This window comes from Sphingomonas bacterium (assembly GCF_903642285.1).
Taxonomy (GTDB): domain Bacteria; phylum Pseudomonadota; class Alphaproteobacteria; order Sphingomonadales; family Sphingomonadaceae; genus Sphingomonas.
Window position 1 is genome coordinate 1 of sequence record NZ_CAHJWJ010000015.1, and the last position, 14,972, is coordinate 14,972.

Here is a 14,972-nt window from a genome sequence, read left to right on the forward strand (position 1 = left end):
CCGCGCGCCATGCCGTTGCCGGCGAGCATGGCGAGGTAGGCGCTCGGCAGCGCATCGTAGGTGATCGTGTAGCGACGACTGTCGGCAAGCGGCAGGTCGCGCCTGAAGACGTGGGCGTGGGTGTCGACCGGACCGGTCATCGCTGGCGGCCTTGCCGCTGCCCGCGCGCTGCACAGCACTGCGGCCGTGCCGGACAGGAACGCGCGCCGACCCATCATCGTCCGTCACCGGTCATAGCGATCTCTCCTGATATTCTGCGCGACTTCTTCGCCGTGGCGGTCTTGCGGGCGAGTCCGTTAGGCTCCCAGCATCGGCTGCTGCTCGGCCGATGGTCGAACGAAGCCGCCGATGACCAGTTCGCTATGCTCGACCGATGGCGGCGCGGCGATCCACGGTGAGATCAGATCTCTCCAGAGCTGGAAGTCCGTCGACGGCCTGAACATGCCGGTATGATGCTCGACGCTCTCCCAGCCGACGATCAGGCGATACTGCGACCGATCCTCGATCACCTGCTCCAACCTCATGCCGATACATCCCTCGGCGCGTTCGAAGAGAGGGACCGCCTTTCGGACGTCGCGCTCGAACTCGGCATTCGTTCCCGGCCTGATCGTGATGGAGGCGACTTCCGTTATCACCGTGCTCTCCCCATCGGTACAGATGTGCGGTTTACCAACGGTGCCAACGCTGGATAGCCTGACGGCCAGCCAATCCCTTCGACGGTACTGCGCGCCGGGATATATTCGAGGCCGATCGGCCCTGCGTAGCCAACATCCTCCAGCGCATCGAAGAAGGATGCGAAGTCGATCGTACCGGTTCCGGGTTCGTGCCGTCCGGGAGCGTCGGCGACCTGAACATGGGCGAAGCGATGGCCATAGCGCGTCGTGAACTCGACCGGATCGACGCCTGCCTGAGCGGCGTGGAACACATCGAACGAGAGCCAAAGGTTCGGGGCCTCGACCGCGTCCAGCACCCGCATCGCAAGATCGGGATGGTTCATATAATAGCCCGGCAGCGATCCCGGGCCGATCGGCTCGATGATGACCCCGAGGCCGTGCGATGCTGCGGCCTCACATGCCGATCCGATATTGGCGCGGTAGCAGGCCCAAGTGCGGTCTTCCGAAACATGCGCCGACGGCACGCCCGACATGGGGTGGATGAGCGGGCACGCTATCGCACGCGCGTAGCGGACGGCCTCTTCCACCGTCACCGCGAACTCCGCCTCGCGGCCGACGAGCGCGGCTATTCCCTTCTCACCGGGCGTGCCGGCGGGGGTCCCGATCTGCGTGACGGACAGTCCGTTGCCCTCGCAGAGCGCCCGCACGCGATCGCTTGAGACGGCATAGGGCGACGGATGCTCGACGAACGCGAAGCCCGCGGCGGCGGCGGCGGCGAACCGGGCCTCGAACGGCAGCTCGGTGAAGAGATATCCCAGATGCGCGGACAGGCTGAAGCCATTCGCCAAGGATCGATCGCCCGCGGGTCGCGCTGCCGGACCGGTCATTGTCCGCCATGCTCCTCGTCGATCCGGCGCGTATCTCCCGTCGCGACGATCGTCCTGTCGGCATCGGTCGAGGCATAGACCCACAGGATGCGCATCCGCGCGGTCTCCGACGCGTTCTTGAAGAAGTGGGGGACGCCTGCCGGGATGAAGGTCGTGTCGCCCGGATGCACGTCGTATTGGACGTCCGCGATCGTGGCGACCGCCTGGCCTTCGAGCAGCACGACGCTCTCGTCGCAATTGTGGTAGTGCAGCGGGACCGCGCAATCGGGATCGAACTCGGTGATCCCGTTGATGAAATCGGTCGCGCCGATCCCGGCTCTGACCAGGGGGAAGGTCCGCACGCCGCCGCCGCGATCCTTCGGATCGATGCTGTCGAGTTGCAGAACGACGGGCTTCGCATTGGCTGAGGCCATGTTCAAACTCCTTGAAAAGGGATCGATCAGCCGATCCAGACGGTCTTCAGATTCATGAAGGCGTGCACGCCGAGCTTGCCGAGTTCGCGCCCGTAGCCCGAGCGTTTGATGCCGCCGAACGGGATGCGCGGATCGGACGCCACGAGCGCGTTGACGAACACCGCGCCCGCCTCGATCCTCCGGACGTGATGCCTGGCGGCGTCCAAATCCCGGGTCCAGATGGAGGCGCCGAGGCCGAACTCCGACCGGTTGGCGAGGCGGATGGCGTCCTCCGCGTCACGCGCGCGCACGACCGCGGCGGCGGGGCCGAAGGTCTCCTCCCGGAAAGCCGTCATGTCCTCGGTGACGTCGTCGAGCACGGTCGGTCGGTAGAAATTGCCGGGACCCTCGATCATGCCACCGCCGACGAGCAGCGTACCGCCCTCCCCGATCGTTCGCTCGACCTGGCGATGCAGCTCGTCGCGAAGATTGGCGCGCGCCATCGGGCCGAGGGCATGATCGCGGTCCATCGGATCGCCGACCGTCATCGCGGCGACGTTCGCCAGGAATGCCTCGACGAAACGATCCGCGACCGAGCGCACGACCACGAAGCGCTTGGACGCGATGCAACTCTGGCCGGTGTTCGAGAAACGCGCCTTGACCGCGGCCTTGGCGGCGAGCTCGACGTCGGCGTCGGCAAGGACGATGAACGGATCCGATCCGCCGAGTTCAAGGACGTGCGGCTTGAGCTCGCTGGCGGCCTGCGCGCCCACCAGGCTTCCGACCTGGGTGGAGCCGGTGAGGCTGACTGCCGCGATACGGCGATCGCGAATGACCGCCTCGACCTTGCTATTCTCGATCAGTAACAGGCCGAACAGGCCCACGGGAGCGTCCGCAAGCTGCATCAGTTCGGCGGTCGCCTGCGCGCATTGTGGCACGTTGTTCGCGTGCTTGAGGATCAGGCCGTTGCCGCCGAGCAGAGCGGGCACGAGGCACCGGATCGTCTGCCAGAACGGGTAGTTCCAGGGCATGATCGCAAGCACCACGCCAAGCGGGTCGCCGACGATCATGCTTTCGCGCGCGAACGTCTCGACGCGCTCGGGTGCGAGGATGCGTTCGGCATTGTCGGCGTAATAGTCGCAGGTCAGCGCGCATTTGGCGATCTCGCCTTCCGCCTCCACGATCGGCTTGCCCATCTCCTGGGTGATGAGTGCGGCGAAGCGCTCCGCGTTCGCCCGGAGAACGGCAGCCATGCGCGAGAGGAGGGCGGCGCGGACCGAAGGCGGCTCGCCGGCCCATCCACGCTGCGCCGCGGCGGCACGCGCGAGCACGGCGTCGACCTCCGCGGCCGTCTGGAACGGCAGTTCCAACATGGCGACGCCGGTCGCAGGGTTAGCAGATACGATCATTGCAAGTTCCTCTTGTCCGTGGAACGACGCCTCAGCGTCGGGGGCCCGACATGGCAGACATGACGGTGCGCGGCGGCATCAGACGCCCGCCGCAAGTTTGGCGTGGACCAGGCGGCGCAGGTTCCCCGCCGGGCGGCTCTCGCCCGGAATGTCCCCAGGGCTCGGGGGCACCCAGCGAAGCCTCGATCCACTTCCTCCGGCCGAGGAGAGTGCTGCGATGACCGCGTCGGCGAACCCGCCGGTGCCGACCTGCGTGCCGCCCGGCCCGAGATCGGCGGTGCGCGTTTCGCCGCCCGTCAGCACCGCCTCCAGCGCGGCGTCGACGCGGTCGGCCACGTCGGCGCGACCGATGTGGTCGAGCATCAGGAGCGCCGCCCGCAGCAATGCGGTCGGATTGGCGATGCCGCGCCCCGCGATGTCCGGCGCGGAACCGTGCACCGCCTCGTAGATCGCGACGTCGTCGCCGAGGTTGATCGACGCGCAGACGCCGAGGCCGCCGCCCAGGCCGGCGACCAGATCGCTCAGGATATCGCCGTACAGGTTGCTGGTGACCAGCACGTCGAACCGCGACGGGTCGGTGACGAGCTTGCAGGCGGACGCATCCACCAGCAACCGGTCGCTCTCTATCTCGGGATAGCGTGCGGCGACCTCGTCGAAGATCCGGTCGAACATGCCGTCGCTCAGTTTCAGGATGTTCGATTTCGAGATGCCCGTCACGCGGCGACGCTTCTGCGAGCGCGCGATGAAGAATGCCGTCTCGCATATCCTGCGCGTGTTCGCCGCCGAGTTGACCTTGAGCGAGGTCACGACACCGTCGCCGAGATCATATTCGATGCCGATGTAGAGGTCCTCGAAATTCTCGCGGACGAGGATCAGATCGATATCCGGTCGCGCCCTGCTCGTTTGCGTTCCCGGCAACGTTCTGACCGGGCGCACCGACGCGAACGTCTCGAACTCTTCCCTTATCGTGACGTTCGCGCTGCGCTCGCCATGGCCGATCGGCGTCGCCAGCGGCGCCTTAAGCGCGACGCCGCAGCGCCGGATGGCGTCGATCGTCGCCCGCGGCAGGCCGCTCGCGTCGCCACCGGCGAAGACCCTGCCTCCGGCGTCGCAGCGGATCCAGTCGATGCCGGCGTCGGCCGCGGCGAGTATGCGCACCACGGCCTCCGAGATTTCGGGGCCGATCCCATCGCCCTCGATCAGGACGACAGGGGCGAGGTCATTGTTCTTGTAGGTCATCGAAGTCCTCAATCATGCCAGTCGAGCGCGAACAGCCGGCCGGGATTGCCGCAGAGCAGGGCGCGCCGCTCCTGATCGTCGGGCACCCACGCCGCCAGCCAGCGCAGCGTGTCCGCATAGGAGAAGCCGCCCTCGTGGCCGGTCCACGGCCAGTCGCTTCCCCAAATCACCCTGCCCGGTCCGACGGTCGCGAGGATGCGCGCCGCCGACAACGAGGCTGCGGGCGGCGGCAGGCGATAGGGCGCGGAGAATTTGAAGAAGACCCGCTCGTTCTTGGCCGACGCGTCGAGGAGCAGGTCGAGCGCGCCGCCCTCGCACCCGTCCGTCCGGCCGAAATGATCGATCAACACCGCACAGGGCAGGGTCGTCAGACTCGGCGCCACCATCTGCCACTGACTGCCTTCGGCCTGAACCTCGAGCACCGCCCGCAAGCTGGCGAGCCGCTCCGCAAACGCGTGAAAGGCCGCGGAGGACAGATCTGGCGGCGACTGGCCGATGCAATTGATCCGAACCCCCACGATGCCGCCGGCGACCAGGTTTGCGAGTTCAGCGTCCGACACGTGCGGATCGACGACGGCGACCCCCCGAAAGACGTTCGGCGCGTCCTGAATGGCGTTCAGGATGAAGCTGTTGTCGGTGCCCAGGAAGCTCGGCTGGACGAGGATCGCACGCCGGACCGATGTTCCTTGCATGTCGTCCATCAGCGCGTGGGCATGGGCGTCATAAGCGGGTGCGTAACGCCGGTTCGGCGCGAGCGAGAGGCCGCGTTCGAAAATGTGAACGTGCGTGTCGATCGGGTCAGGATGGACGGTGCCGGCTAGCAACTTCGAATTTCCTCTTGATCGACGCGTCGTTCTGCTGCACCACTCCTATATAGGACTAGAGGAGCGATGCAAGCTTCCGGTATCGAGAGGATCGCATGACTGCAACCGCCCCCCCGTCACGACGTGAAGCATCCGGTCCGGCGGCGGGAGCGAGGTGCGATCCATCGCCGGCCAAGTGCGGTCCTGAATCGACGAAGGACTTGAGGGGCACGGGTGCGGCTGTGACAATCGTCGAACCCCGGTCGCGAACCAGGTCGCGCCGCGGAACGGAACGTCCATCATGATCTCGACCATGCCAGCCAGACCAGTCCTCGCGGGTGACGCCCATCTCCCGCTCTATCGCCGGCTCTGTATCACGATCGCCGGCCGGATCGCCGATGGCCACTGGCGGCCCGGAGACATGATCCCCAGCGAGACGGACCTCGCGAGGATCTACGACGTGGCGCCCGGCACCGTCCGCAAGGCGATCGAAACCCTGGCGACCGACGGCCTTATCGAGCGGCGGCACGGCCGCGGCACGTTCGTCCGCCGGTCGAACTTCGACCATTATATGACGCGATTCTTCCTGTTCCGGGATGCAAGCGGCAGCGAGCTCGATCCCGAAAGCCGCATTCTCTCGCGGCAGGTCGTGTCGGGCCCCGCCCCGGTCGTCAGCGCGCTGGGCCTGCCCGACGGCAGCGATCTGATCCACCTCGTCCGACACCGATATTGGGAGGATGCGCCGCGCCTGCTCGAGGACATCTATCTCCCGCTGCACCGGTTCGGGCCGATCCTCACGTGCGACATCGAGGAGATCGGGCCGCTTCTCTATCCCGCCTATGAGCGGCTCTGCGGCGAACTGGTCTGCTTCATGGAGGAGGAGATCACGATCGTTCCCGCAAGTGCGCAGGACGCCGCCGTGCTGGGATTGCATTCCGCTGATCTAATCGTCGCGATTGATCGGTGGGCAAAGGACGCGGCACGACAACCGATCGAATGGCGTCGCTCCCGCGGCGAGACAGGCCGGTTCCGATACAAGGTCAAAGTCGAATGACAGATACCGTCCTAAAGCGTCAGGAGGACAGCTTCGTGGTTCATGCAGCCGCCGAGCCGCCGATCGGCCAGACCGACCACGACGTCGCAGCCTCCACCGTCCGGGCGATCAGCTGGCGGTTCATGCCGCTTCTCACCGGCTGCTTCATCGCCGCCTATATCGATCGTGTGAACGTCAGCTTCGCCGCACTGACCGCCAACCGCGATCTGGGCCTGTCGGCAAGCCAGTTCGGCTGGGGTGCCGGTCTGTTCTTCGTCGGCTATTTCCTGGCCGAGACGCCGAGCAATTTCATCATGACGAAGATCGGCGCGCGGCGGTGGTTCTCTCGCATCATGGTCAGCATGGGAGTGGTCGCCGGCGCGACCGCTTTCGTGACCAGCCCATACGAGTTCTACGGTGCCCGCTTCCTGCTCGGCTGCTGCGAGGCCGGTCTTCTCCCCGGCGTCATCCTGTTCCTTCGCGGCTGGGTGCCCAAGGCGCTTCGCGCGCAGTTCATGGGTACCTTCCTGCTCGCCATTCCGCTGTCCAGCGTCATCGGCGCACCGATCTCGGGCGCTCTGCTGGAACTCGACGGGCTGTTCGGCCTCAAGGACTGGCAGATCATGTTCGTCCTCGAAGCACTGCCGTGCGTGATTCTGGGCGGTCTCGTGCTCCTGTTTCTGACCGAAACGCCGGACGAGGCATCCTGGCTGTCGTTGGAGCAGAAGGCGTGGTTGCGGGGCCGGTTCCTTGAGGAGAAGAAGGAGGCCGAGGGCTCGCTTCATCGCGAGGCCAACCGTTCCTGGATGATCCTGCTCGACGCTCGCGTGCTGGCGTTCGGCTTCGCCTTCTTCGGGGCGCTGTGCGGCAGCTACGGGATCACGCTCTGGCTGCCGCAGATCGTCAAGGCGTTCGGCGTCACGAGCGCGATGAACGGCTTCGTCACGGCTATCCCGTTCGTGTTCGGTTCGTTCGCGACGATCATCATCGCCCGCAGGTCGGATCGGACGAGGGAACGCGTGTGGCACGTCGCCGGTCCGGCGCTTGTCGCCGCAGCCGGCCTGGCACTTGCCTCGATCGTAGCGTCGCCGTTCCTCATGATGACTGCGGTGTCGCTCGCGGCGATCGGCCTGTTCGGCCTTCGCGGCACCTTCTTCGCACTCGTTTCGGAGCGCTTCTCGGAAGACAATGCGCCGCTCGGGATCGCGGCGATCGGCGCCTATAGTTCGCTCGCCGGGCTGATCGGTCCTTGGGTCGTCGGTCTCCTCAAGGACGCCACCGGCAGTTTCGTGCCCGGAATGATGTTCCTCGCCGTCATGTCGCTGGCCAGTGCCGCGACGCTCCTGCTGAACAGGCGACTGGGAGTGTCATCGATCCCGGTCCGGATCGCTGAACCTGCGGGATAAATAGTCGGCACGATCGACGAACGCCCGGGCGGCAAGAACCGGGGGACATTAACAAGCTGCCTGCACGAAGAAGCCGCTCGGCAGGGCTTCTTCGGATGCTGACGCTCTGCGCCTCGCCAGAGCGAACAGGATGCAAGCGCAATCAGCCTAAAAACCGAAAGGGGGAGGATTCCATGGTTTATACGTTCGCACTCGCGTTTGCGGCCTCGGCAACTGCTCTATCCTCATCGCCATCGCAAGCGACATCGCCTGCCGACCTTCAGAGGGAAGCAGCGCCGCCCGAGGACCTGGGAGACCTGGTTCGAAGACAGGCGCTCGAGATCAAAGCGCTGAACGAGCGGATCACCGCTCTCGAGCAGTCGCAGGCCAAGCCGAGGACGCTTCGATCCGACGACGACCAGCAGCAAGCGGCCGATCACGTCGCGCGTACGGCCCCGCATGCCCCGGCTCGCGTGCTTCCGGACGGTGTCCGTCCGACCCCGGCCGCCAACATGACCGCGCTGCAGGTCCAGGACCAGATCGACCAGACGATCAAGGCTCGGATCGGCTCGTCGAACCCCGATATCATCGCCGAATGGGGACAAGGCGCGCCGATCTTCCGTTCGGTAGACGGCTATTGGTCGTTCAAGCTGCGCGGCCGGATGCTGCTGGACGCCTCAACGACGAGCGGCTCGCGTTATGACGAGCGGAATATCACGACGACCGGTGCGCGGGCGCTCCGTCTGGGTCTTGAAGGCGGCCTCGGAGACCGGTTCTTCTATCAGTTCGAGACCGACCTCATCAACCGCCAGGCGAGGATCCTGACCGCGTTCCTCGGCTACCGGGGCGGATCGGGCAAGCTGACCTACGACGTGCGAGCGGGTAATCTGTTCAACGATCGCGGCTTCGAGGGATCGACCGGCTCGGACTCGACCCCATTCCTGGAACGCAACGTCGTCGCGACCTCGATCCTTCCCGAACGCGGCTTCTACGGCATGGGCGTGCAGACGCGGCTGTACGGTAGCGACTGGCATTTCTCGGTCGCGGTGACCGGCGACGACCTCGACGGTGTGGCGACGGCTTCGGACAGCAGGACGATCCAGCTTCGCGGGCACTGGAACCCGCCCGTCGTGGACGGCGCGATCGTCCATGTCGGGTTGTGGAGCTATGACGAGAATCTTGCCGGCAAGAGCGTGATCGCGCGCGATACGAACATCGGCGGCCGCTTCAACGACAACCTCCGCGTCTCGACCGGCCCGCTCGTCGGGGCGACGGGCGACCGTGGCTATGGTGCGGAACTCGGCTCCTTCGTCGGTCGCTTCTGGGTCATGGGCGAAGCAGGCCAGCGCGTCTCGCGGCTGAGCGATCAGCCCGATTTCACGGCGCGCGCGTGGAGCGTGTCCGGCGGCTATTTCCTCACCGGCGAGCCTGCACCCTATAATTCGCGCAACGGCAGCTTCTCCACGCCGCACGTCAAGCAGTCGATCTTCCGCGGCGGTAGCGGTGCCGTCGCGCTGACCGCGCGGTATGAGAACCTCGACTATGGGAACGTCGCGACCGGCGGCGATGGCTGGGCGGCGACGGTCGGAGGCAATTGGTACCTCAACGATTTCGTCGCGCTGATCGCGAACGGGATCGAGTGGCATACCGACAATAGATCAACCACCTTTATTGGGAGGGACTCTGGTCGAACTTTCACGGTCCGCGCCTTGGTGGTGTTCTAGGGCTTGTGTGTTTGGATCAACAGACGTGTTAGAAAACAAGCTTATGATGGGGTCGGTTAATCGCGTGCCGCAGCGCGAGCCGATGTTCAGCGGAACGCCTACCAAGCCGAGATCGATGGCTTCACTTAAACGTTAAACGCCGAAAACCAACCATCGTTCGTGGAACTAGAGATGAATGTTATCGTTCTCATCACGTCGGAACGCTCTAAGTTCGCAGATATTTATGTGAACAAGCTACCCCATAGAGCGTTCGCCTACGCCATCGGATAATCATCATGACCGACATCGATCAACATGAGGCTCGTGGCTCGAACGCGAGTGCGCCGTTTGGTGCAGCGAGCTCATCTACGGGACGGCGCACTTTTCCGGCGGGCGGCGTTGGGGCATTCGCTGCGGTGTCGTCGGCGAGCGCGCAACATCAAGCTGATGGTGCGAAATAGGTCTTCTCCGTCAAGTCGGCGAGCAGGGTTGGACCGGTAGGTGTCCAGCCGGTGAGTTCGCGTGTGCGAGTGCTCGACACGGGCGCGTTGGTGCCGACAAAGCCGGCGAGCGCACCGAAATGCTCGGGTGGACGAGACTGAACCGGCAGACCGAGCGCGCGGCCGATCGCCTCGGCGATGTCGCGGAACGCAACGCCTTCCTCTGCAACCGCGTGATAGGCTGACAACGGTACGCCTGCGTCCAGCACCAGGCGGTAGAGCCTGCCGGCGTCGGACACGTGCACCGCGGGCCAGCGGCCGGCGCCGTCGCCAATATAGCCCGACACGCCCGTCGCGCGCGCGAGACGGGCGAGCATCGCCATGAAAGCGGGATCGCCGATCCCGTGCACCGTCGTAGCGCGTCGCACCGCGCCGACCCGCACGCCGCGCGCGGCGAGCGCGGCTGCGGCCGCCTCGCTCTTTCTGACGTAGTTGGGATCGTTGAGCGGCGGCGTGTCCGCCTCGGTCGCGATCCGGCCAGGAGCGAGCATCGCAAGCCCCGTGGTGACGAGCATCGGCTTGTCGGTCCCGGCCAGCGCGTTCCCCATCGCCATGATCGCGCGCCGATCCTGCTCGCTGTTTTCGGCATATTTCGAAAAATCGTGATTGAAGGCGAGATGGACCACCGCGTCGGCGTCGCCAGCCGCCGCGGCGAGCTGGTCGAGGTCATCGAGCGTGGCCTGCAACACGGTCGCGCCCTTCGCGGCTAGTGACGCCGCCTTCTCCTTCGAGCGCGAAAGGCCAAGCACCTGGTGTCCGGCACCCAGGAAGTCGTCGACTACCACGTTCCCCACCCAGCCGGTGGCACCCGTCACAAACACGCGCATCGCAGACCTCTTGGTTGTTCGCCCGTGTTGTCGGGACGCGCTGGGCTGGTGTAAAGTTTGGAGCGTATCCAGGTATAAATGCAAACAGGTTTGATCCTCATGATCGGTGACGGCTCGCTCGGCGGCTATCTTCGCGAACGTCGCACCCGCTTGATCCGACGGCTCTTGGCTGTGCCGGCGGTCGGCGGCGCACCCCTGGGCTCCGACGCGAGGAGGTGGCGCAGCGCGCCGGGATCAGCGCGACCTGGTACAGCTGGCTGGAGCAGGGGCGCGGCGGCGCACCTTCGACGGCCGCGCTCGACAGGGTGGCCGAAGCGCTGATGCTGACCGCGGTCGAGCGGGAGCATCTCTTCCTGCTTGCCTTTGGTCGGCCGCCGGAGGTGCGCTATCAGCCGCCTGGAGGAGTGGCGCCACGGCTCCAGTGCGTGCTCGACGCGCTCGATGGCTATCCAGCAATGATCCGGACCGCGACATGGGACGTGGTCGCTTGGAATCAGGCCGCCGTTGCCGTGTTCACCGACTATTCGGCATTGCCGCCGGCGGAACGCAACCTGCTCCGCATGATCTTCCTTGATCCCCAGGCGCACACCTCGAACTCTAACTGGGAGAGCGTCGCCCGTTTCATTGTCGCCGTGTTCCGCGGTGACGCCGCCCGCGCCGGCGCGGGTGACGCCGTGCAGCCGCTGGTGGACGAGCTGTGCGCGAAGAGCGCGGACTTCGCCACGATGTGGCACGAGCGCGCGGTCAAGGGCGTCTGCGAGGGCGTGAGGCGCCTGCACCATCCTGTAATTGGTGAGATCGCAATGGAGTTCTCGGCATTCGCGGTCGACGGTCGGCCGGATCTCGCCATGCTGGTCTACACGCCCGTATCGACCGACGACGCGGCTCGGATAAAGGCACTCACCGCTGTCTATGCCGGCTGACGGCATCGTCTACCAACGGAGCGGCATACGGAGAACTGGCTGTCGTTGTCGCGGTCACAACGAGATAAACGCCTGACATTAGTGCAATCGGCAGACCCCGTTGCTTTGACAGCAGCCAAGCCGCTCCTGGGTGCAGTAGTGTCTCCGAAGAGGCTAACCAACTCAAATGAACGAAGGTCCGCTTCCAGGAACCGTAGAACTCACCTGAATGTCGCTTTATTGGTCTAGATTACCCGGCCCGCGTCTTCGGATGACAGCCGCAGCAGACCTGCCGTTGGCCGAATATCCGGTACCGGTCGCGCGCAAAGAGGCGATACAGCGGATCGCGGACGTAACGGGGTATCGCCCGCAGGATCGAGGTACTTCGCCAGGGCCAGCCCAGTCCGGCGTAGATCGCGAGCACAGCGTCGCTGTCGCGCAGCACCTTCAAACCGTCGACGACGATGATCGTATCGGGTCGTCCGGATCGATGCGGTGGCGACGGCACAATTCTCGCCCGACCTCACCCTGGATGGAGGCGAGACGGAAGCGCCGATGCCGATCGTGACGCAAGATGAATTGCGCATTAGCCGAACACAGTACGCACAGCGCGTCGAACAGGATGATGGGGCCGTTGTCGTCCATGGTCACGCTCCTTGCATGGCGGGCGTGACGAACAGGTCAACGATGCCGTGTAGCACCTTGCGGAAGTGCGCGGCGGGGGTCGCGCACGAACTCTGCGGGCATTATGTCGTAATCGGACAACGACTGTTCCACCCGGGTCCCAGCCGACGCATTCGCCGCCGGCAAAGGCTGCCAGGCCCTTGTCGACCCGCTCGTCCGTATCGGCGAAGTCGCGGAACGGGAGCGAGGCGGGGAGGTAGGCGAAAGCGACTCGAGGCTTCAGCGCCAGTCGGCGGGCAATCGTCCAGTCGAAGGCGGCAAAGGCCTGCTCCACTCCGGGCCCGACGATCTCGGCCTGCTCCCAGCGGAAGAAAGCTGCAAACAACGCTTGTCGTTTGTCCGCCGACAAACCTTGTCCACTTCGCCGAACTTGATGGCATTGCTGCATAAGAGCGTGGAGATCGGCCGGAACGAGTCGCTCAGCGGCGGCTGCGAGATGGTCGCGGCTGGTCAGGCGGTAGATGAACCAGGTTTCGACGCAGACGCGGCGGTTGATGTCGCGGAACGTCTCGGCCAGCGCATGGAGCGGCCAGCCGGCGCGCACCATCGGCACCGGCCAGCGTCATAGCGCGAGCGGCGATCGCGCCTGCCGTCAGCCCGCGCCGGAAGTAGCCGCTCGCCCACAAGGCGCCGCGCGCCGCGAGCAGGCGCATCGCGTCGCACAGCAGCCGGGCGATCGGGTTGGCGCTGCGCCAGACCTGCGCGGTTCCCGCCAGCGTCAGCGTGCCCGCGCCGTCATGAACAAGGCGCAGCATCAGCGGCAGCCGGTCCATGTTGGACCCGAGCAGGCGGCGGAACAGCGACGCGCTAACCACAGGTTGGGCTTTGCGACCATGAGCCAGTAGATCGCGATCACACCGGTGAACGCAGGCCAGCCGAGCGCGAACCGCCAGCGCGACAGCCGGTGGTAGAGCGCCGGCAGCGCCTGCCCGTCAGGCGTGGAATTGGCGATGCGGCGCATCCGCAGCTGGATCGCGACCACCGGCAGCCAACAAGCGCCGACTAGCAGGTATAGTGCGATCGCGGCGGCGCGCCAGCTGGTGGTCAGCGGAACCCGCGATGCGCGCCAGCCACACGCCCGTGACCGGCTGCACGATTACCGCAGGGGTGGTGAACAGCCAGTCGGCGAGCACGACCTGCCGGTCGATAAGGCGCCGCGCGGCAAGCTCGACCGAGCGGTTCGCCATCCAGCCGTGAAAGGCGGTGCCGAGCCCGGTGCGAACAACAGGGTCGAGCTGATGATGTGAACGGTCTTGAGCAGCGCGTAATCATCCATGATCGGTCTCCCCCGCGCGCACCGCGAGCGCGAGCCCGAGCACGGCGACGTTCTTGACGAGCGGGCCGAACGGGCCGGCCCACAGGACGGGAAAAGCGATCGGGAGGATGGCCGAATAGCCGGCCATAACGGCGATCGCGACCGCGCGCACCCGAAAGCGGGCGAGAAGCGCCAGGCCGATCGCGATGTCGAGCAGCGAGGCGGCGACGAGCGTCGGCAGCGCGGCAACGCGGCAACGCCGGTGATCCCGGTCCGGGCGAGCAGCGCGAAATTCTGGTCGCGCGGAATCGGCAGCAGCGGCACCAGCCCGCGGCACCAGCCCGCCCGCCCGCCAGACCGGCGCGAGCAGCACGCGCAGCACCGGCGCGAGCGGCAGGAGTCGCGCGGCCAGCAGGTCGGCTGGCGTGGCGGGCGAGCGCGCCAGTGCCTGCTCCAGCAACGCAGGCCGGAAGCCACAGGCGGCGACGAACGGCGCGACATCGGCGGCGTTGCCCGCCTCGAGCATGGACAGGCTCTCGCGCGTGATCCGCCCGGCCCGAGGATCTCGCCGACGCGCGCCGCCGCCGCGATCAGCGCGCGCGGGATCGCAGCATCGGTGCGGGCACCAGGCCGAGCCAGCGACGCAGCGCCAGCGTGATCGCATCGGTAAACATCGCCTCCGGGCCGACCGCGTCGATCCGCACTGCGATCGGGCCGGTGGGTACGAGCGGCCGGGCGATACTCTCTACCAGATCGTCGACATGGATCGGCTGGAGCATCCAGCGCCCCGCGCCGAGCCGGAGCGGCATCGGCAACGCGGCGAGGGTGGAGAATAGCGCCGTGCTCTGGCCACCTCGGCCGACGATCAGCGACGGCCGGACAACGACCCAGTCCATCATGCTCCCCGCTGGATCGAGTCCGGCGAGCTTGTCGTCCGCAGCGCAGCGCCGCTCCCCCGAACACCGGCAAAACGGCCAAGGTGCTCACCAGCGCGCCCGAGGTGGCATTCTGGACGTCGATGCTGTGGATGTATTGGCACGAAGTGACGGATGTGAGATCCGCAAACCCGAAATCGTAGTCGACGTTGAGGATACCGACTGTCGTGTTCTTCACGGTGCGAGGCAAGACGTACTGATTGTATTGCAGATCGCCGTTGAGTGGCTCGTGCGTCATGAAATTGTAGAGCACAACGTCGCTGGCGTCGATATTGACATGCTGGTAGAAGCCGTCTGCCCCGATCTTCAGCTTGTCTGTCGGTGCAAACAGAAGCGAGCCGTGGCCGCCGTAGGAATCTGCACTGTTCTCGTTGCTGAGGCCGCGCGCCGCGTTGTCGACGAAG

General features: G+C 65.9%; 14 protein-coding genes and 2 pseudogenes. 4 read left to right on the forward strand and 12 right to left on the reverse strand.

Annotated features, from left to right (window positions below):
- Positions 1 to 296 precede the first annotated feature (296 nt).
- From HUU99_RS09000 to HUU99_RS09025, 6 genes are all read right to left on the reverse strand, one after another.
- A complete protein-coding gene (locus HUU99_RS09000) occupies positions 297 to 635 on the reverse strand; it encodes an antibiotic biosynthesis monooxygenase family protein (protein WP_174286247.1) in 339 nt (112 codons plus the stop codon).
- Positions 632 to 1,501, reverse strand: coding sequence for a hydroxypyruvate isomerase family protein (locus HUU99_RS09005; protein WP_174286248.1), 870 nt, complete (start codon positions 1,499 to 1,501; stop codon positions 632 to 634). The genes HUU99_RS09000 and HUU99_RS09005 overlap by 4 nt, the downstream gene beginning before the upstream one ends.
- Complete coding sequence (locus HUU99_RS09010) at positions 1,498 to 1,914, reverse strand: cupin domain-containing protein (RefSeq protein WP_174286249.1); 417 nt, start codon at positions 1,912 to 1,914, stop codon at positions 1,498 to 1,500. Before HUU99_RS09010 ends, HUU99_RS09005 begins: the two co-directional genes overlap by 4 nt.
- Positions 1,915 to 1,940: 26 nt before the next feature.
- On the reverse strand, positions 1,941 to 3,302 hold the full coding sequence (locus HUU99_RS09015) for an NAD-dependent succinate-semialdehyde dehydrogenase (RefSeq protein WP_174286250.1): 1,362 nt from the start codon (positions 3,300 to 3,302) through the stop codon (positions 1,941 to 1,943).
- 78 nt (positions 3,303 to 3,380) lie between these two features.
- Positions 3,381 to 4,541, reverse strand: a complete 1,161-nt coding sequence (locus HUU99_RS09020; RefSeq protein WP_174286251.1) for an isocitrate/isopropylmalate family dehydrogenase — start codon at positions 4,539 to 4,541, stop codon at positions 3,381 to 3,383.
- 8 nt (positions 4,542 to 4,549) lie between these two features.
- Positions 4,550 to 5,365 carry an amidohydrolase family protein gene (locus tag HUU99_RS09025; RefSeq protein ID WP_174286252.1) on the reverse strand — a complete coding sequence of 272 codons (816 nt, stop codon included), beginning with the start codon at positions 5,363 to 5,365 and terminating at the stop codon, positions 4,550 to 4,552.
- A gap of 292 nt (positions 5,366 to 5,657) precedes the next feature.
- On the opposite strand from HUU99_RS09025, the gene HUU99_RS09030 reads away from it, so the two are divergent.
- The 3 genes from HUU99_RS09030 to HUU99_RS09040 all read left to right on the forward strand — a co-directional run bounded on the left by HUU99_RS09030 (position 5,658) and on the right by HUU99_RS09040 (position 9,486).
- A complete protein-coding gene (locus tag HUU99_RS09030; RefSeq protein WP_174286253.1) occupies positions 5,658 to 6,398 on the forward strand; it encodes a GntR family transcriptional regulator in 741 nt (246 codons plus the stop codon).
- Positions 6,395 to 7,783 (forward strand): MFS transporter, encoded by a 1,389-nt coding sequence (locus HUU99_RS09035; protein ID WP_174286254.1) that lies wholly within the window; start codon positions 6,395 to 6,397, stop codon positions 7,781 to 7,783. The genes HUU99_RS09030 and HUU99_RS09035 overlap by 4 nt, the downstream gene beginning before the upstream one ends.
- Before the next feature lie 173 nt (positions 7,784 to 7,956).
- The gene (locus tag HUU99_RS09040; protein ID WP_174286255.1) at positions 7,957 to 9,486 is read left to right on the forward strand and encodes a porin; all 1,530 of its coding nucleotides are present in this window, start codon (positions 7,957 to 7,959) and stop codon (positions 9,484 to 9,486) included.
- 418 nt (positions 9,487 to 9,904) lie between these two features.
- Here the strand turns inward: HUU99_RS09040 and HUU99_RS09045 are convergent, their stop codons facing one another.
- A complete protein-coding gene (locus tag HUU99_RS09045; RefSeq protein WP_174286256.1) occupies positions 9,905 to 10,792 on the reverse strand; it encodes an SDR family oxidoreductase in 888 nt (295 codons plus the stop codon).
- Between the two features lie 215 nt (positions 10,793 to 11,007).
- Here HUU99_RS09045 and HUU99_RS09050 point away from each other — a divergent pair, with 215 nt between their 5' ends.
- Positions 11,008 to 11,715 (forward strand): helix-turn-helix transcriptional regulator, encoded by a 708-nt coding sequence (locus HUU99_RS09050; RefSeq protein WP_217430807.1) that lies wholly within the window; start codon positions 11,008 to 11,010, stop codon positions 11,713 to 11,715.
- A gap of 229 nt (positions 11,716 to 11,944) precedes the next feature.
- Here HUU99_RS09050 and HUU99_RS15885 read toward each other — a convergent pair.
- The 5 genes and pseudogenes from HUU99_RS15885 to HUU99_RS09075 all read right to left on the reverse strand — a co-directional run bounded on the left by HUU99_RS15885 (position 11,945) and on the right by HUU99_RS09075 (position 14,529).
- Positions 11,945 to 12,339 (reverse strand): annotated as a pseudogene (locus tag HUU99_RS15885) (thiol-disulfide oxidoreductase DCC family protein).
- Between the two features lie 458 nt (positions 12,340 to 12,797).
- Entirely contained in the window at positions 12,798 to 13,151 is a 354-nt protein-coding gene (locus HUU99_RS09060; RefSeq protein ID WP_174286257.1) for a hypothetical protein, read from the reverse strand.
- Positions 13,133 to 13,565, reverse strand: a pseudogene (locus tag HUU99_RS15805) (DUF2269 family protein). The gene HUU99_RS09060 and the pseudogene HUU99_RS15805 overlap by 19 nt, the downstream one beginning before the upstream one ends.
- Positions 13,566 to 13,646: 81 nt before the next feature.
- On the reverse strand, positions 13,647 to 14,159 hold the full coding sequence (locus HUU99_RS09070; RefSeq protein ID WP_174286258.1) for a DoxX-like family protein: 513 nt from the start codon (positions 14,157 to 14,159) through the stop codon (positions 13,647 to 13,649).
- Positions 14,160 to 14,223: 64 nt separating this feature from the next.
- Entirely contained in the window at positions 14,224 to 14,529 is a 306-nt protein-coding gene (locus HUU99_RS09075) for a hypothetical protein (RefSeq protein ID WP_174286259.1), read from the reverse strand.
- Between the last annotated feature and the right edge of the window lie 443 nt (positions 14,530 to 14,972).